Source organism: Streptomyces sp. NPDC000345 (genome assembly GCF_042898825.1).
Classification (GTDB): Bacteria; Actinomycetota; Actinomycetes; order Streptomycetales; family Streptomycetaceae; genus Streptomyces.
The window spans coordinates 211,285-228,632 of sequence record NZ_JBIAZE010000005.1; the positions used below are offsets into that span (position 1 = coordinate 211,285).

A 17,348-nucleotide genomic window follows, 5' to 3' on the forward strand; every position below is an offset into this window, starting at 1 on the left:
CCGTGACGGGCATGAGCGCCAGAACCAGGAGCGAGGAGCGGCGGGCCGAGATCGTCCGGGCGGCCCTGGAGGTGATCGCCGAACGCGGTTACCGGGGGGCGAGCCTGGCGGCCGTGGCCGAGCGGGTCGGGCTGACCCAGCAGGGGCTGCTGCACCACTTCCCCACGAAGGAGGCGCTGCTGGTGGCCGTCCTGAAGGAACGCGACCAGTGGGACGCCGTCCCCGACACGAGCTGGCGGGTCGACCTGCTGGCCTCGCTCGTCGAGTACAACGCGATGCGGCCCGCGATCATCCAGACCTTCTCGGCGCTGCTCGGCGAGAGCGTGACGGAGGGGCACCCGGCGCGGGAGTACTTCACCGAGCGGTACACCCGGGTGCGGCAGAGCATGGTGGCGGTGCTGCGCACCGAGTACGGCGAGCGCCTGCCGAACGGGCTCACGCCCGAGCGCACCGCCCCGTTGCTGGTGGCGGTGATGGACGGGCTGCAGTACCAGTGGCTGCTGGATCCCGGGTCGGTGGACATGCCGGGGGCGTTCCGGGACTTCCTGCGGCTGCTGGGCGAGCCGGTGGACTGAGACCGGCCGGGGCGCTCAGCGCGAAGGCACGAGGGCGCTCAGTGCGAGGGCGCCAGGGCCAGGCTGACGCCCAGGCCGGCCAGGACCGAGCCGATGACCTTGTTGAGGACCCGCTGGCCGCGCAGCATCAGGGTGCGCATCCGGTCGTGGGAGAAGAAGACGGCGACGACGCCGAACCACAGCAGGTGCGCCACCGACATGAACAGGCCGTAGCCGACCTGCTGGGCGACGGGCGTGCCGGGGTTGACGACCTGGGAGAACGTGGAGACGACGAAGAGGGTCGTCTTCGGGTTGAGGACGTTGGTGAGGAAGCCGGTGCGCAGGGCGGCGAGCGGGGTCAGCTCCGTCCTGCCGGTCAGGTCGACCTCGACCTGACCGCGGGTGCGGAAGGTGCGGACGCCGATGTGGACGAGGTAGGCCGCGCCGGTCAGCTTGATGACGGTGAAGAGGACGGTGGAGGACGCGATCAGCAGGCCCACGCCGAGCATCGTGTACGTGACGTGCACGAGGACGCCCGCGGCGACTCCGGTGGCCGCGAGCACTCCGGTGCGGCGGCCGTAGAGGTAGCTGTTGCGGACGATCATCGCGAAGTCGGCGCCAGGGGCGATCACGGCCAGGACGGTGATGACGGCGACGGCGAGTGTCTCGGTCATGCCGTGAGTTCCTCCTCGGGCACACCTGCCTCGTCCCGCATCTCCTCGCCGAGGAGGTCACGGGCCATGAGGGTGGCACCCGCGACCGCGCCCGGCATCAGGAACACCGCGACGACGGGGACGAGGAAGGCCAGCCCCAGGGGCGTGCCGAAGCCCCAGACCAGGGCCTTGCGGGAGCGGAGCAGGGTGAGGCGGGCGCGCAGGTCGACGCCACGGCGCTGGAGGGCCACGGCGGTGAGCTCCTCGGTGAGGAAGAAGCCGGTGACGAAGAAGCCGATCACGGGGATCACGGTCTGCCCGACGAGCGGGACGAACCCGAGGGCGAAGAGCAGGACGCCCCACAGCACGGCCCGGACCAGGATGCGCAGGCTGTCGCGGGCGGAGATCCACAGTTCGCGCCAGAGCGGCAGCCCGGACTCGGGGGCCGTGCCGTCGGGGGACACGTCCCGGTCGACGTGCTCGGAGAGGCTCTCGTAGAAGGGCTGGCCGATGAGGAGCGTGACGGCCGTGAAGGTCAGGACGGCCAGGAGGAGACCCAGGGCGAACAGCACGGCCACCAGGAAGCCGCGGAAGAGCCCGAGCCAGGGGCTCGACCAGTCGTCGGCGAAGGGCGTCGCCCATGCCACGAAGTCCGTGCCCCACACGGCGAGCGCGACGAGCGCGGCCAGGTAGAGCACGAGCGTGATCAGGCCGGGCAGCAGCCCGAAGCCGTACTGCTTGCCGTTCCTGGCCACCCAACGCTGGCCCTGCAGCAGGTACTGGAAGCCCACCCCGAGATCTCGCATGGCCGAACTCTATCGGTCGTGTGCACGCCGGCCGAGACGGCGCAGGCCGCTGCGTCCCCGGCCGGCCCCGGCCGCCCGCGGTGCCCCCGCAGCCCCGCTTCCAGCGGCTTCCGTAGGCCATCCGGGGCATCGGTGACACCAACCCTCGGCCGGTGCAGTTGAGTCGAACGGGTACACCTCGCCGTACCGATCTACGGAAGCCCCACGAGCTGCGGAGCACGGCCGGCGGCTGAGTTCGAGGAGGAACGGATGACGACGGAGATCCATGGCACCGTGGCGGACGGTTTCGAGGCGGTGCGGGAGGAGTTCGCCGCGTTCGTCGCGGAGGAACGGCCGGACTACGAGGGTCAGTTGTGCGCGTATGTGCACGGGCGGCGGGTCGTCGACCTGTGGGCAGGACCGGACACGGACGCCGGCTCCCTGTACGGCGTCTACTCGTCCACGAAGGGCGCGGCCCATCTGGTGGTCGCGCTGCTCGTCCAGGACGGCACCCTCGAACTGGACCGCAAAGTCACCTACTACTGGCCGGAGTTCGCGGCCGAGGGCAAGGGCCAGCTGACCCTGCGCGAGCTGATCGCGCACCGGGCCGGAGTGGTCGGCACCGACACCGGTTTCTCACCGCAGGAGCTGGCCGACGACCGGCAGATCGCCGAACGCCTCGCCGACCAGCGGCCGTTCTGGCGCCCGGGCACCGCCTTCGGCTACCACGGGCTGGTGATCGGGGCGCTCACGGGCGAGGTGGTCCGGCGGGCCACGGGCCGTACGCTCCAGGAGGTGTACGAGGAGCGGGTGCGCGCCCCGTACGGGCTGGACCTCTTCCTGGGACTGCCGGCCGTGCACGAGCCGCGTTTCCGCACCGCCCTGCCGATGGCGCCGACGGCAGAGCAGCGGGCGCTGCTGGACTCCCTGCCGGCCGGACCGCACACGCTCGCCTCGATCGCCTTCAACCGGCACGCGGCCGAGCCCACCGACCTCGCACTCCTGCCGAACGACCCGCGGATCCGGGCGAAGGGGCCGGCCTCGGTGGGCGGGGTCGCCTCGGCCCGCGGGCTGGCGGGGCTGTACGCGGCGGCGATCAGCGAGCTGGACGGGAAGGCGCCGCTGCTGAAGGAGGACACGGCGGCGGAGTTCGGGCAGTTCCACTCCGTGGGGTACGACCTGGTGGCCCGCGCCCACAAGTCGTTCGGCCTGGGTTTCCAGGCGACCGCGGACATCTGGCACCCCTTCCTGGGCGCCGGGGCGTTCGGGCACAGCGGGGCGGGCGGCTGTCAGGCCTTCGCGGATCCGCGCAGCGGGCTGGCCTACGGGTACACCCGGCGCCGGTTCGCGTTCCCGGGCGGGGCGGCGCCGGAGAACGGCCGGCTGGTGGCGGCGGTGCACGGCGCGGCGCTCGCCGCCGGGTGACGTACGGGCGAAGGCCGCACCCCACGTCCAGGGGTGCGGCCTTCGCCGTGCGCAACGAGCGGGGCCGGGCGGCGTCACGCCCGGGTGCCGCCGAGGTGCGGCCGGTGTCCCGCGCGGTCAGAGCTTGACGATCATCTTGCCGGTGTTGTCGCCGCGCAGGACGCCGAGGAACGCCTCCAGGTTGTTCTCGATGCCCTCGACGACCGTCTCGCGGTACTTCAGCTCGCCCGAGCGGATCCAGGCGCCGACCTCCTGGACGAACTGCGGCTGCAGGTCGTAGTGGTCGCCGACCAGGAAGCCCTCGATACGGCCGCGGGTCTGGATGAGCCGGGCGAGGTTGCGGGGGCCGGGAGCGGGCTCGGTGTCGTTGTAGACGGAGATCATGCCGCAGACGGCGATGCGGCCGCCCTGGTTGAGGGAGCCGATGGCGGCTTCGAGGTGGTCGCCGCCGACGTTGTCGAAGTACACGTCGACACCGTCGGGAGCGGCCTGCCGCAGCTGGGCGCTCACCGGCCCGTTCTTGTAGTTGAAGGCGGCGTCGAAGCCGTACTCCTCGACGAGGAGCTTGACCTTGTCGTCGGACCCGGCGGACCCGATGACGCGGGAGGCGCCCTTGAGCTTGGCGATCTGCCCGACCTGGCTGCCGACGGCACCCGCGGCGCCGGACACGAACACGGCGTCGCCCTCCTTGAAGGCGGCGGTGCGCAGGAGGCCCGCGTAGGCGGTGAGGCCGGTCATGCCGAGTACGCCGAGGTAGGTGGACAGGGGCGCGGCCCCGGGGTCGACCTTGACGGCCTGCTTGGCGTCGAAGGTGGCGTACTCGCGCCAGCCGCCGAAGTGCAGGACGTGGTCGCCGACGGCGATGCCGTCGGCGCCGGAGGCGACGACCTCGCCGACCGCCCCGCCCTGCATGGCCTTGCCCAGCTCGAAGGGGGCGACGTACGACTTCGCCGCGCTCATCCGGCCGCGCATGTAGGGGTCGACGGAGACATAGGCGTTGCGCACGAGCACCTCACCGGGGCCGGGCTGCCGGATCTCCGCCTCGGCCAGCTCGAAGTCCTCGGGCTCGGGCCAGCCGACGGGGCGGCTCAGCAGACGCCACTCGCGGCTGACGGAGGGGAGCGTGGGGGTCTCGGACATGAGGGCTCTTCCTTAGGACGTACTGCGGCTCTGGCGGGACTGGCGTCCCAGATGTTTCATCACCTGAAACAACCATGCGCCTGAATATTTCATGATGTCAAGTAAACGGGTACCCTGGCTCGCATGCCCACCTCACCCCGGACCCCCCTCCCCGACGCCCTGACCCTGGAGGTCGTCGAGCTGATCGGCGAGGTCGTGGCCCGCTTCTACGAGGACTACGAGGAGGCGGCCTCCGACCACGCCCTCACCGGCGCCCAGGCCCGTCTCCTGAGCCTCCTTTCCCTCGAACCGCTGCCCATGCGCAAGCTGGCCCAGAAGCTGAAGTGCGAGCCGTCCAACGTCACCGGCATCGTCGACCGCCTGGAGTCCCGGGGCCTGGTCGAGCGCCGCCCGGACCCGGCCGACCGCCGTGTGAAGCTGGCCGCGGCCACGGAGGAGGGGCGCAGGATCGCCAAGGGCCTGCGCGAGTCGCTGCGCTTCGCACGCGAGCCGCTGGCGGGTCTCGCGGAGGAGGAGCGGGTGGTGTTGCGGGGGCTGCTGCGGCGGATGCTGGAGTCGGAGGCGAACAGCGTCTGACATCGCGTCGAACGGCGTACCGCTCCGGGATCACGCCCATTACGATGCGCTGCGCCCCGCGTCGCGCCCGACGTGGCGCGCGTTCGTTTCCGGAGGGGGATTCCTGTGTTCGTGCTGTCCGTTCTGCTGCTCATAGCGGCGGTCGCGCTGTTCTTCGTCGGCCGCGGCCGCACCGGTGGCTGGAGGATCGGGGCGGCACTCGGCGCCCTCGGGGGCGTGCTGTTCGGCGTCTTCTCGTGCGTGCACGTCGTGAGCGCGTACGAGGTCGGTGTGCCGGTGACCTTCGGCAAGGTCGGCACTCCGATGACCTCCGGCATCCAGTTCAAGTCGCCGTTCACCGAGGTCACGTCCTTCTCGACCCGTCCGGTCGACCTCAACCTCTATGACAAGGACGTGGTCGAGGTCCGCTCCTCGCAGGGCGGCGTGCTGTACGCGGACGTCACCATCAAGTGGGCGGTGGTGCCGGCGAAGGCGGTCGAGCTGTACCGGCTGGCGGGCACCGCGGAGGGCGTCCAGGCGCGGCTGGTGCTGCCGGACAGCCGCGAGATCATCCGCAACGTCTTCGCGAAGCACACCAGCGAGGAGGGCTACGCCTCCGCCCGCGAGCAGATCGGCGCGGAGATCGCCGCGTCGGTCAAGGAGCGTCTGGCGCCGCGCGGGATCGACGTCACCGCGGTCAACCTGCGCAATGTGAAGCCGTCGGACAAGCTCCAGGACCAGATCGACAAGAAGATCCAGCAGGAGCAGGCCACCGAGCGGTCCCTGGAGGCGGCCCGTACGGCCAAGGCGGAGGCGGAGCGCAAGCGCATCGAGGCGGAGGGCATCGCCCGCGCCAACAAGATCATCGAGCGCTCGCTGAGCGACAAGGTCCTCTACAACCAGTGCCTGGAGGCCTACAAGGAGGCCGCCAAGGCCAACCCGGTGTACGCCGTCCCGTGCGGCACGGACTCGAACGGCACACCGGTGATCGTCGACACCGGCAAGGACTAGGGCCCGTCGACACCGGCCGGGCTCACCTACTCGTCCGAGCCCGACCGGTCGCCGGAGTTCGAGCGCCGGCCCTTGCTGTCCAGCGCGCGGAGCGCCTCACCCGCGGCGAGCGTCACCGCGGCCACCGCGCGAACCCAGCGGGGGCCGCCGCGCGACGCCCACACGACACAGACGCATCCGCCGACGACGAGCACGAGCAGACCTGCCAGGGCGAGCATCTCCACGCTGTCCTCTTCCTCTTCTTCCCGGTGTGTGTCCCGGGTCCTGTGCGTCCTGTCCTGCCTCGGACCCCGCCGTCGCACACATCCGCCGGCCCGGCACCGGTTCCCGGTCGATCCGTCGACAGAGCGTCCGCCAGGACGGGGACCAGGTGGTCTGGGAGGAGTGGCGGCGGCCACCGCCGCCGGGCGTAGGGAGGAGCACGCCCGTGCTTCCCCCCGCCCGGTTCGACGCCGCCGACGACGCCGGGATCGCCCGGGCGGAGGCCGGCCTGGCCTGGTCCTGGCCGGCCCGCACCCTGGCCCGTCTCATCAGGAAGGGGCTGGTGGAACGGGGCTGGATCAGTACCGGATTCGCGGACCCGGACAACGCCGAGGTCCCTCTCCGGTACCGGCCGGGGCTCGGTGCCGGGACGCCGGACGGGGTTCCGCTCCTCTTCCGCTGGACCGTCCCGGACGACGGTACCCCGCCCGGGATCCAGGCCGCCGCCGCTCTGCGGCGGCCGGCCGGGGAGAATCCGGCGGCCTGCGCCCGGGTGATCGCCGGCAGCCGCGGACGCGCCGAGGGACTCGGCTGCCCCTGGCCCTACGACCACTGAGGAGCCCTGACGCCATGAGCGGTCCGGCGCACGGTGTGTGTGCGGCGGACCGCTCCGGTGCGGGACGTCCCGGCTCAGGTCTTCCTGCGGGCCGTCATGAACCGCTGGATCAGGATGAAGGCGCACAGCAGCACACCGGTGGCGATCTTCGTCCACCAGGAGCTGAGCGTGCCCTCGAACTGGATGAGGCTCTTGATCAGGCCCAGCACGAGGACGCCGAAGAGGGTGCCCAGGACGTAGCCGGAGCCACCCGTCAGCAGGGTGCCGCCGATGACGACCGCGGCGATCGCGTCGAGTTCCATGCCGGTCGCGTGCAGCGGGTCGCCGGACTGGATGTAGAGGGTGAACAGGAGACCGGCGAGCGCCGAGCAGAAGCCGCTCACGGTGTACACGGCGATCTTCGTGCCGCCCTGCGGGAGACCCATCAGCAGGGCCGACTGCTCGTTGCCGCCGATGGCGTACACCCGGCGCCCGAAGCGGGTGTAGTGCAGGACGTAGAACGCCACGGCGAGGACGACCAGTGAGACGACCGCGCCGATCGACAGGAATCCCATTCCCAGCGAGACCTGCGCCTGGGCCATGCTGCTGACCGAGGAGTCGCCGATGGAGATCGACTCCTTGCTGATGACCAGGCACAGGCCGCGGAAGAGGAAGAGACCGGCGAGGGTCACGATGAAGGGCTGGATCTCGAAGTTGTGGATCACATAGCCCATCAGGAAGCCGCCGAGGGCGCCCACGGCCAGCGCCAGGGGGATCACGGCCACGATCGGCAGTCCCTGGCGCTCCACCAGCCAGGCCGTGAACATCGTCGTGAAGCCGATCACCGAGCCGACGGACAGGTCGATGCCGCCGGACAGGATGACGAAGGTGACCCCGACGGCGGCGACCAGCAGATAGCCGTTGTCGATGAACAGGTTCAGGAAGACCTGCGGTTCGGCGAACCCGTAGTACTGGTAACGGCTCAGGCCCACGCCGTACATGACGAGGAAGAGCAGGGCCGTGGCCACCACGGGCAGGCGCCGGTCTTCGAGCAGCCGCGCGGCCCTGGACGGGGTGCGGCTGTCCGGGGCGGCCGGGGGGCTCTGGGTGGTCGTGCTCATCACGACACCTCCATCTTGGGAGCGGCCTCGGTCGCCGCGGCGGTGTCCGCCGGGGCCGCGGCCGGCTTGGCGCTTCCCCTCGTGCCCAGCCCGGCGCCGAACCTGGCGCCGAAGACCTTGGCGCGGAACTTCGGGGACTGCAGCAGGCAGACGACGATGACGACGGCGGCCTTGAAGACCAGGTTGGTCTGGGTCGGCACACCGATGGTGTAGATCGTGGTGGTCAGGGTCTGGATGACGAGCGCGCCGACCACCGTGCCGCCGATGGAGAACCGGCCGCCCAGGAGCGAGGTGCCGCCGATCACCACGGCGAGGATCGCGTCGAGCTCGATCCACAGGCCGGCGTTGTTGCCGTCGGCGGCCGAGGTGTTGGAGCTGATCATCAGGCCCGCGATGCCCGCGCACAGCGCGCAGAACATATAGACCATGATCTTGATGCGCCGGGACCTGATGCCGACCAGCCGGCTGGCCTCGGCGTTGCCGCCGACCGCCTCGACGAGCAGGCCGAGCGCGGTGCGGCGGGTCAGTGCCACGGTGACGGCCACGACGACGGCCACCACGAAGATCGAGAAGGGCAGCGTCAGCCAGTAGCCGCCGCCGATCAGCTTGTACGGCTCGCTGTTGACGGTGATGATCTGGCCGTCGGTGATCAGCTGGGCCACGCCGCGTCCGGCGACCATGATGATCAACGTGGCGATGATCGGCTGGATGCCCATCCGGGCGACCAGGAAGCCGTTCCACAGACCGCAGACCACCGCGGCCAGCAGCCCCAGGCCCATGGCGAGCAGCACCCCGGACAGGGCGCCCTGGTCGGCCTGGTCACTGATGTACGAGCAGGCCAGTGCCCCGGTGATGGCGACCACGGCGCCGACGGAGAGGTCGATGCCGCCGGTGGCGATGACCACGGTCATGCCGACCGCCACCAGGATGAGGGGCGATCCGAACAGCACGATCGAGACGAGGCTGCCGTAGAGGTGGCCGTCCGTCATCTTGATCGAGAAGAAGTCGGGGGTGAACGGGACGTTGACGAGCAGCAGGACGACCAGGACCGCGACCGGCCAGAACAGGTGGTGGTGCGTCAGTGCTCGCCAGCGGGAGGTGGTGGTCACTGGTGTTCTCCGCTCGCGATGGTCTCGAGGATCTTGCTGGTGGTGATCTCGGGCCCGTTGGTGATCCGGGCCACCAGCCGGCGGTCCCGCAGCACTCCGATGGTGTGGCTGAGCCGGAGGACCTCCTCCAGCTCGGCCGCGATGTACAGGACGGACATGCCGTCCTCGGAGAGCGAGACGACGAGCTTCTGGATCTCCGCCTTCGCGCCGATGTCGATGCCGCGCGTCGGCTCGTCCAGGATCAGCAGCTTCGGCTGGGTGATCAGCCAGCGGGCCAGCAGCACCTTCTGCTGGTTGCCGCCGCTGAGCTGGCCGACCCTGGCCTCGGGGTTGGCGGGGCGGATGTCCAGCGCCTTGATGTACTTGGCGACGAGTTCGTCGCGCTGGGCGGCCGGGATGGGCCGGGTCCAGCCCCGCGCGGCCTGCAGGGCCAGGATGATGTTCTCCCGCACCGTCAGATCGGGCACCAGACCCTCGGTCTTGCGGTTCTCCGAGCAGAACGCGACACCGGCGCCGATGGCGTCGTTCGGGGCGCTCATCGAGACCTGCCGGCCGCCGACGGACACCTTGCCGCTGTCCGGCTGGTCGGCGCCGAAGAGCAGCCGGGCGAGTTCGGTGCGGCCCGATCCGAGCAGACCGGCGAGCCCGATCACCTCGCCCTTCTTGATCTCCAGGTCGAACGGGGCGATGCCGCCGGTCCTGCCGAGGCCGTCCGCCTTCAGCAGCGTGTCGCCCACGTCGGAGTGCAGCTGGTGGTCGTGGAGCTCCTCCAGCTGGCCCATGGCCTTGCCGAGCATGAGCTGGACGAGCCCGACCTGGTCGAGGTCGCTCACCATGTGCTCGCCGACGAGGGTGCCGTTGCGCAGCACGGTCATCCGGTCGCAGACCTCGTAGATCTGGTCGAGGAAGTGCGAGACGAACAGGATCGCGACGCCCTCGCCCTTCAACCGCCGCATCAGGGAGAACAGTTGGAGGACCTCGTCGCGGTCGAGGCTGGACGTCGGCTCGTCGAGGATCAGCACCTTGGTGCCCGAGCCCTCGCCATCGCTGTCACCGGTGCCCAACGACCTTACGATCGCGACCAGTTGCTGCACCGCCAGCGGGTACGAGGACAGGGGCGCGGTGACGTCGATGTCGAGGCCGAGCCGGTCCACCAGCTCCGCCGCCTCCTGCCGCAGCCGCTTCCACTGGATACGGCCCATCCGGGTCGGTTCGCGCCCGATGAAGATGTTCTCCGCCACCGACAGGTTCGGGCAGAGGTTGACCTCCTGGTAGACGGTGCTGATGCCGGCCTGCTGGGCCTGCAGCGGGCTGGCGAACCGGACGGGCCTCCCGTCGAGGGTGATCGTGCCGCCGTCCAGGGAGTGGACCCCCGTCAGCACCTTGATGAGGGTGGACTTGCCCGCGCCGTTCTCGCCCATCAGGGCGTGGATCTCGCCGGGGAAGAGCCGGAAGTCGACGTCCGACAGAGCCCGTACCCCCGGGAACTCTTTGACTATGCCCGTCATTTCCAGGACGGGCAGCGGCTCTGCCATGGCAGCGCTCCTCATGAGAGTGGTTCAGGCCGCAGGGAGCCCCGGGACCGATGACCCGGTCGGACGGAGGCTCCCTGCCGGTGGGTGCCGTCGGTCAGTACTTGCGGGTCGGGAGCGCGGCCTTGGCCTGGTCCTGCATGAAGTCGCTCTCCTCGGTCTTGATCCAGCGCTCGACCGTCTCGCCGTCCTTGACCTTCTTCACGACGTCCATCAGCTGGGGGCCGAGCAGCGGGTTGCACTCGACGATGGCGTTGATCTTGCCCTCGGACATGGCCACGAAGCCGTCCTTCACGCCGTCGATGGAGACGATCAGGATGTCCTTGCCGGGCTTCTTGCCCGCCGCCTCGATGGACTGGATGGCGCCGATGGCCATGTCGTCGTTGTGCGCGAAGAGCACGTTGACGTCCGGGTTGGACTGCAGGAAGGCCGCCATGACCTGCTTGCCGCCGGCACGGGTGAAGTCACCGGTCTGGCTGACGACGATCTTCCAGTCGTCCGCGTGGTCGGCGTCCATGACCTCCTTGAAGCCCTTGGCGCGCTCGATCGCGGGGGCGGCGCCGGTGGTGCCCTCCAGCTGGGCGATCTTCACCGCGCCCTTGAGGCCGGCCTTCGCGATGACCTTCTCGAGGATCTTGGCGGCGCGGCGGCCCTCGTCGGTGAAGTCGGAGCCGACCAGCGTGACGTACAGGGACTCGTCGGAGGTCTCCACCGAGCGGTCGGTGAGGACCACCGGGATCTTCGCGGCCTTGGCCTCCTTGAGCACCGCGTCCCAGCCGGTGACGACGACCGGCGAGAAGGCGATGACGTCGACCTTCTGCGCGATGTAGCTGCGGATCGCGGAGATCTGGTTCTCCTGCTTCTGCTGGGCGTCGGAGAACTTGAGGGTGTAGCCCGCCTCCTTGGCCGCGTCCTTCACCGAGGTGGTGTTGGCGCTGCGCCAGCCGCTCTCCGAGCCGACCTGGGAGAAGCCGAGCGTGATCGCCTTGCTGCCGTCCCCGGAGGAGGAGCCGGAAGAGCTCTCGTCCTTCTTGGCGCAGGCCGCCAGGCCGCCCGCGGCCGCCACGCCGACCGCCGCGGTGAGGAAGTTCCTTCTGCTGAGCATGTTCTTCTCCTTTGAAGAGCCGGCCCGGGGAGGACCTGCTGGTACTCGATGCGACCGGCCGTGGTACGTCCAGCCTGTCGATCATTGTTCGGCATTTCGGCCACACGTCTCGCCGAAGGTGGCCGGTGGGTCCGTCAGAGGGGTACGCCCTCCGGTTGAGCGGTGTACGGGAAGGTGCTCGCACGGACGACGAGTTGGGGTTCGATCGCGATCCGGGGCGTGGTGGCGGGTGGCCGGCCCTCGATCAGCTCCAGGAGCAGCGCGATCCCTTGCTTGCCCACCGCCGCGAAGTCCTGCCGGACGGTGGTGAGCGGTGGAGCGAAGAACTCCGACTCCGGGATGTCGTCGAAGCCGACCACCGCGACGTCCTGGGGGGTCCGGACGCCCGCCTCCCGCAGGGCCCGCAGCACCCCCAGTGCCATCTGGTCGTTGGCGACGAAGACGGCGGTCAGCCCCCGGCCCACCCAGCCGGCCAGTTCCTGGCCCGCACGATAGCCCGACAGCGGACTCCAGTCCCCGCGCAGCAGCATGGGGGGCTCGACACCCGCCGCTTCGAGGGTCGCCCGCCAGCCGGCGGCCCGGTCGGCCGCCTCCTGCCAGTCCTCGGGCCCGGCGAGATGCCAGACCCTGCGGTGGCCGGCGGCCAGCAGATGTCCCGTGGCCAGCCGCGCGCCCAGGCGCTGGTCCACGCTGACGCTGGGGATGTCCACGCCCGGCCCGCTGCCCACGATGACCACCGGGAACGGATGGCGCAGTCCGGCCAGGGCGTCCACCGCCGACCGTTGCGGGGCGATGGCGACCACTCCCTCCACCCCGCCCTCGCTGAGGTGGTCCAGGGCTTCGGACAGCTTCTCCACGGTCAGTTCGCGCAGACTGACCGTCGAGACGAGATACCCCTCGGCACGCGCCGCCTCCTCGAGCGCGAACAGCGTGCTGGCCGGTCCGAAGAGGGTGGTGTCGGAGGCCACGACACCCAGGGTGCGGGTGCGCCGGGTCGCGAGGGCCCGTGCGGAGGAGTTGCGGCGGTAGCCCATCTCCTCGATCGCGCGCAGCACCCTGGCCCGGGTCTCGTCCCGCACGTTGGGGTGGTCCCCCAGCACGCGGGACACGGTCTGGTGGGACACGCCGGCCTGGCGTGCCACGTCGGCCATGGTGGGCGGCCGAAGCTGCGTGTGCGTCACGGCCGCACCTCCTTGGCGCTGGTCTGCCGATAAGTCCTGCGGGGTGGACGGACGATTCCGCGGCGCCGACCTCACGCCGGGATCCCGGACGGTCCAACGGCCCCGGCGGGCTCGGCGAGTTGGGGCACTCTGGGCACGACGCTCGTAACTCCCCCGCTGGCGCTGGACCTTGACTGGTGAATGCGGAGGTCATTGTGAGCGCTAACAATTCACGGCGGTCAAGAGGGCTGCAGCGGAAGGCCGTCACGGTTGGATAACGCGCCCCCTGGCGACGGCCCGTCCCGACCGGGCCCACGACCCCGCCGGCAGGCCCGTTCGCCCAGGTAGGGGCCATGATCCCGCCGGCGTGAGGCAGCCCCGCGGAGCGGCGGAACGGCGCCCGCCCCGACAGGGCTCACTCGCACCGGCACCCGGGGCAGGCGCGCCGCCGGGACGTCCGGCACACCGTCATGGACAGAACCGTCCAGCCGGCCGCCGACCGCTCAACGCCCCACACGACAAACGCTCATCCGGCCGGCAGGGCGAAGACCCATCCGGCCCGCACGGCGAACACCCGCCCCGGGGCACGCGGCGAGGCCCGCCCGTCCCGCAAGGCAATGGCCCGCCCGAGCGCGCGGCAAACGCCGTCCCGGCCCACGCGACGCAGGCCCATCCGGCCCGCACGGCACACGCATCCCGGCCTACGGCAGAGCCTCACCCGGCCCGCAGGGCAACGGTCCGCCCGACCGCACGGCAAACGCCGTCCCGGCCCACGCGACGCAGGCCCATCCGGCCCGCCCGGCCCAAGCGACCCAGACTCATCCGGCGCGTCCGGCCACTCGGCGAAGGCTCGCCCGCCGGCAGGGCAAAGCCCCGTGCGGCGCGGCTCGCAGTGGTCCGCGGGGGACGCCGGGACGGGGGAGCAGCCGGGGGACGCCCGGGCGTTAGGAGCACCACCACAGGAAGCGGGTGCAGGTCTGTGACGGTGACGGTTGGGGGGACGGGTTCGACGACGTCGGGTCGGCGGTCGGGGTGGAGCCGGAGCCCGCCGGGTCCGTCGAGCCGGAGGCCGGCGCCGAGGAGGCGGGCAGGGTGGCCGACTGGGCTTCCCCGCCCGGGGACCGCGTGGCGTCGTCCTCGTCGGCCGGTGACTTCGACGCGGACGGGGAGGCGGAGGCGGAGGCGGAGGGGGACGGTGAACCCTTGTCCCCACCGGTGCCGTTCCTGTCGTCCAGGGGCTGTGCGGACGTGCTCGGTTCGGTCGTCGAGTCGTCGACCTCCGACGACTCGCCCCCGGCCGCCGCCGGGTTCGGGGAGGAGTCGAACCCCGGTGCGTCCACGCCGAGTTCGGCCAGGCTGAGGCCGCCCGCCGCCAGCACGAACCCGGCGGTGATCAGTACCGTGCGTCTGCGGCGCCGGCGGTGGACCGCGGCCTTGCGGTCACGGCGGCTCGCGTCGGCCTCGCCGGGGCCGGCGGGGCCCTCGTCGGCCGGTCCGCGTCCTCGGCCCCGGTCGCCCCGGCCCCGCTCCCGGCGGCGCGCGGCGCGGCCCTGCGGCTCGCCGCCCTCGCCGTCGGCGTCACCCTCGCGCGCCGGCTCGTCGGCGGCGGACTCCGGCTCCTCCTGGCGGAACGTTTCCTGAGTCCCGTACGGCTCGCCGGACCCGGACCCGTACGCCTCCTGGGCGCCGTACGGGCCGGCGGCGCCGTACGGCTGCGGCGCGGGGGTGTCCTGGGCGTACGGCTCCGGCGCGTAGCCCTGCTCGGGATACGCGCGTAGCTGGTCGGCAGGTGCGCCGCACCCCGCGCAGGCGAGAGCGCCGTTGAGGTGCCGTCGGCACGGGTGGCAGTAGTCCATGACGCGGGAAGACTAGGTTCCCGGGCGGTCACGTTCCTAGGTCCGCCTGTGAAAGTTGTGTGGGAAACCGGTCATACCGGCGCGGCGGCTCGAGTGACCTGCCACACACCGCCGGATCGCGAATTCTCGAAAGGGCGTCGAAACTGTCGAAACCGTTACTCGTTCGACCCATTGACACTCCGCTCACGCGGTACTTACTGTCTGGCCAGCATTTCGAACAGGTGACGAAATCTCGAACAGCCGAAGGGTAACTTCCGTGCGCATCACCGGAATCAGCACGCACGTGGTCGGGACGCCATGGCGGAACCTGACCTACGTCCTCGTGCACACCGACGAGGGCATCACGGGTGTCGGAGAGACCCGCATGCTGGGCCACACCGACGCGCTGATCGGCTATCTGAGAGAGGCCGAGGCGAACCACATTCTCGGCTCGGACCCATTCGCTGTCGAGGACCTCACCCGCCGTATGAAGTACGGCGACTACGGGCGGGCCGGCGAGATCGCGATGTCCGGCATCGCCGTCGTCGAGATGGCCTGCTGGGACATCAAGGGCAAGGCCCTGGGCGTCCCCGTCTGGCAGCTGCTCGGCGGCAAGGTCACCGACAAGGTCAAGGCCTACGCCAACGGCTGGTACACCACCGAGCGGACCCCGGAGGCCTACCACAAGGCCGCCCAGGGGGTCATGGAGCGCGGGTACAAGGCCCTCAAGATCGACCCCTTCGGCACCGGCCACTTCGAGCTCGACCACGAGCAGACCCTGTACGCCGTCTCCCTGATCGAGGCCGTACGGGACGCCATCGGGCCGGACGCCGAGCTGATGCTGGAGATGCACGGCCGCTTCTCCCCCGCCACCGCCGTCCGGCTGGCCAAGGAGCTCGCTCCCTTCAAGCCCGCCTGGCTGGAGGAGCCCTGCCCGCCGGAGAACCTGAAGGCCCTGGAGAAGGTCGCCGCCAAGGTCGACATCCCCGTCGCCACGGGGGAGCGCATCCACGACCGCATCGAGTTCCGCGAGCTGTTCGAGAGCCAGGCCGTCGACATCATCCAGCCGGACGTCGGCCACATCGGCGGCATCTGGGAGACCCGGAAGCTCGCCGCCACCGCCGAGACGCACTACATGCTGGTCGCCCCGCACAACGTGGGTGGCTCCGTTCTCACCGCCGCCTCCCTCCAGGTCGGTTTCACGTCCCCCAACTTCAAGATCCTCGAACACTTCAACGACTTCGCCGACGCGGAGATCAAGAAGGTCGTCAAGGGCGCGCCCGAGGTGATCGACGGGTACTTCCACCTCTCCGACGCGCCCGGTCTCGGCGTCGAGCTGGACGTCGACGCCGCCGCCGAGTTCCCGCAGCAGCAGGCCCGCTTCGACCTGTGGGCCGAGGGCTGGGAGCAGCGCAAGCCCAAGGGCACGCAGTGAACACGGCCGTCGTCGTAGAGTCGCCCGGCGAGCACCGGCTCGTCGAGCACACCCCTCGCGAGCCCGGCCCCGGCGAGGCGCTCGTACGCGTCCACGCCGTCGGCATCTGCGGCAGCGACCGCGAGGTGTACCAGGGCAACCGGCCCGAGGGGTACGTCCGTTACCCCCTCACCCCCGGCCACGAGTGGTCGGGGACGGTCCAGGCCGTGGGCCCCGGCGTCCCCGCCTCCCTCGTCGGCCGCAAGGTCGTCGGTGAGGGCTTCAGGAACTGCCAGGTGTGCGACCGCTGCCACGCGGGCGAGACGACGCTGTGCACGGACGGGTACGAGGAGACCGGCTTCACCCAGCCGGGTGCGATGGCCGCGACCCTCACCCTCCCGGCCCGGCTCCTGCACACCCTCCCGGACGGCGCCGACCTCACGGCGGCCGCGCTCCTGGAACCCGCCGCCTGCATCGCGGCCGCCGCGATCAAGGCGCACGCCCTGCCGGGCGAGAAGGTCGCGGTCGTCGGCACCGGCACGCTGGGCATGTTCGCCGTCCAGTTCCTGAAGGCCGGCTCGCCGGCCGAGCTGCTGGTCGTGGGCACGCGGGGCGACCGGGAGACGCTGTCCCGGCAGTTCGGGGCCACCGACTTCCGGACCAGGGACCAGGAGCTCCCGGACGACTTCGACGTCGTCATCGAAACCGCCGGCTCCGCCTCGGCCGCGCAGACCGCCGCCTCACTGCTGAGGCGCGGCGGCCGGCTGGTCCTCACGGGGATCCCGGCGCCGGGTGCCGACGGGCTCGACCCGACCGACCTGGTCGTACGGCAGCTGGAGGTGCACACCGTCTTCGGCGCGCCGCCGGACGCGTGGTCGCACACCGTCCGGGTGTTCGGGGCCGGGCTGCTGGACCCGCTGCCGCTGGTCACGCACGAGCTGCCGCTCGCCGAGTTCTCCGAGGCCATCGAGCTGGTGGGATCCGGCGATCCGAAGGTGGGCAAGGTGCTGCTCCGACCCTAGGAAGCCCGGCCGTACGCCGGGCGACCCCCCCTGGCCGTACGCCGGTACGGGGGCGACCTGACGGCCCCCGTACCGGCGTACACCCAAGCTCCGCACGCCATGAGCCGCGAACCTTGACCGAAATATCGAAC

The 17,348-nt window shown here is 71.0% G+C and carries 17 protein-coding genes; 7 read left to right on the forward strand and 10 right to left on the reverse strand.

Annotated elements, in window-relative coordinates; all coding sequences use genetic code 11:
* Positions 1 to 11 precede the first annotated feature (11 nt).
* Positions 12 to 575 (forward strand): TetR/AcrR family transcriptional regulator, encoded by a 564-nt coding sequence (locus tag ACFY30_RS14090; protein ID WP_390845448.1) that lies wholly within the window; start codon positions 12 to 14, stop codon positions 573 to 575.
* Positions 576 to 613: 38 nt separating this feature from the next.
* Here the strand turns inward: ACFY30_RS14090 and ACFY30_RS14095 are convergent, their stop codons facing one another.
* On the reverse strand, positions 614 to 1,228 hold the full coding sequence (locus ACFY30_RS14095) for a LysE family transporter (protein WP_390845449.1): 615 nt from the start codon (positions 1,226 to 1,228) through the stop codon (positions 614 to 616).
* A complete protein-coding gene (locus ACFY30_RS14100) occupies positions 1,225 to 2,013 on the reverse strand; it encodes an EI24 domain-containing protein (protein ID WP_390845450.1) in 789 nt (262 codons plus the stop codon). Before ACFY30_RS14100 ends, ACFY30_RS14095 begins: the two co-directional genes overlap by 4 nt.
* Positions 2,014 to 2,262: 249 nt before the next feature.
* On the opposite strand from ACFY30_RS14100, the gene ACFY30_RS14105 reads away from it, so the two are divergent.
* On the forward strand, positions 2,263 to 3,417 hold the full coding sequence (locus ACFY30_RS14105; RefSeq protein WP_390845451.1) for a serine hydrolase domain-containing protein: 1,155 nt from the start codon (positions 2,263 to 2,265) through the stop codon (positions 3,415 to 3,417).
* Between the two features lie 117 nt (positions 3,418 to 3,534).
* Here ACFY30_RS14105 and ACFY30_RS14110 read toward each other — a convergent pair whose 3' ends face one another.
* Positions 3,535 to 4,557, reverse strand: coding sequence for an NADP-dependent oxidoreductase (locus ACFY30_RS14110; RefSeq protein ID WP_390845452.1), 1,023 nt, complete (start codon positions 4,555 to 4,557; stop codon positions 3,535 to 3,537).
* A gap of 123 nt (positions 4,558 to 4,680) precedes the next feature.
* Between ACFY30_RS14110 and ACFY30_RS14115 the strand changes: the two genes are divergently transcribed.
* Positions 4,681 to 5,133 carry a MarR family winged helix-turn-helix transcriptional regulator gene (locus ACFY30_RS14115; RefSeq protein ID WP_390845453.1) on the forward strand — a complete coding sequence of 151 codons (453 nt, stop codon included), beginning with the start codon at positions 4,681 to 4,683 and terminating at the stop codon, positions 5,131 to 5,133.
* A 111-nt stretch (positions 5,134 to 5,244) separates the two neighbouring features.
* Positions 5,245 to 6,123 (forward strand): prohibitin family protein, encoded by an 879-nt coding sequence (locus ACFY30_RS14120; RefSeq protein WP_390845454.1) that lies wholly within the window; start codon positions 5,245 to 5,247, stop codon positions 6,121 to 6,123.
* A gap of 26 nt (positions 6,124 to 6,149) precedes the next feature.
* On the opposite strand, the gene ACFY30_RS14125 is transcribed toward ACFY30_RS14120, so the two are convergent.
* A complete protein-coding gene (locus ACFY30_RS14125; protein ID WP_390845743.1) occupies positions 6,150 to 6,341 on the reverse strand; it encodes a hypothetical protein in 192 nt (63 codons plus the stop codon).
* Positions 6,342 to 6,550: 209 nt separating this feature from the next.
* Between ACFY30_RS14125 and ACFY30_RS14130 the strand changes: the two genes are divergently transcribed.
* The gene (locus tag ACFY30_RS14130; RefSeq protein WP_390845455.1) at positions 6,551 to 6,940 is read left to right on the forward strand and encodes a hypothetical protein; all 390 of its coding nucleotides are present in this window, start codon (positions 6,551 to 6,553) and stop codon (positions 6,938 to 6,940) included.
* 74 nt (positions 6,941 to 7,014) lie between these two features.
* Here ACFY30_RS14130 and yjfF read toward each other — a convergent pair whose 3' ends face one another.
* The 6 genes from yjfF to ACFY30_RS14160 all read right to left on the reverse strand — a co-directional run bounded on the left by yjfF (position 7,015) and on the right by ACFY30_RS14160 (position 14,802).
* Positions 7,015 to 8,040: a galactofuranose ABC transporter, permease protein YjfF gene (yjfF, locus tag ACFY30_RS14135; protein WP_390845456.1), complete on the reverse strand. Its 1,026-nt coding sequence runs from the start codon at positions 8,038 to 8,040 to the stop codon at positions 7,015 to 7,017.
* Complete coding sequence (locus ACFY30_RS14140) at positions 8,040 to 9,149, reverse strand: ABC transporter permease (protein WP_390845457.1); 1,110 nt, start codon at positions 9,147 to 9,149, stop codon at positions 8,040 to 8,042. Before ACFY30_RS14140 ends, yjfF begins: the two co-directional genes overlap by 1 nt.
* Complete coding sequence (locus ACFY30_RS14145; RefSeq protein WP_390845458.1) at positions 9,146 to 10,684, reverse strand: sugar ABC transporter ATP-binding protein; 1,539 nt, start codon at positions 10,682 to 10,684, stop codon at positions 9,146 to 9,148. The genes ACFY30_RS14140 and ACFY30_RS14145 overlap by 4 nt, the downstream gene beginning before the upstream one ends.
* A gap of 94 nt (positions 10,685 to 10,778) precedes the next feature.
* Positions 10,779 to 11,786 (reverse strand): ABC transporter substrate-binding protein, encoded by a 1,008-nt coding sequence (locus ACFY30_RS14150; protein WP_390845459.1) that lies wholly within the window; start codon positions 11,784 to 11,786, stop codon positions 10,779 to 10,781.
* 134 nt (positions 11,787 to 11,920) lie between these two features.
* Complete coding sequence (locus ACFY30_RS14155; protein ID WP_390845461.1) at positions 11,921 to 12,967, reverse strand: LacI family DNA-binding transcriptional regulator; 1,047 nt, start codon at positions 12,965 to 12,967, stop codon at positions 11,921 to 11,923.
* A gap of 923 nt (positions 12,968 to 13,890) precedes the next feature.
* A complete protein-coding gene (locus ACFY30_RS14160; RefSeq protein WP_390845462.1) occupies positions 13,891 to 14,802 on the reverse strand; it encodes a hypothetical protein in 912 nt (303 codons plus the stop codon).
* 256 nt (positions 14,803 to 15,058) lie between these two features.
* Between ACFY30_RS14160 and ACFY30_RS14165 the strand changes: the two genes are divergently transcribed.
* Together ACFY30_RS14165 and ACFY30_RS14170 are read left to right on the forward strand one after the other, a co-directional pair.
* Positions 15,059 to 16,216, forward strand: coding sequence for a mandelate racemase/muconate lactonizing enzyme family protein (locus tag ACFY30_RS14165; protein ID WP_390845463.1), 1,158 nt, complete (start codon positions 15,059 to 15,061; stop codon positions 16,214 to 16,216).
* Positions 16,213 to 17,217: a zinc-binding dehydrogenase gene (locus ACFY30_RS14170; protein WP_390845465.1), complete on the forward strand. Its 1,005-nt coding sequence runs from the start codon at positions 16,213 to 16,215 to the stop codon at positions 17,215 to 17,217. The genes ACFY30_RS14165 and ACFY30_RS14170 overlap by 4 nt, the downstream gene beginning before the upstream one ends.
* The last annotated feature ends 131 nt before the right edge of the window (positions 17,218 to 17,348 follow it).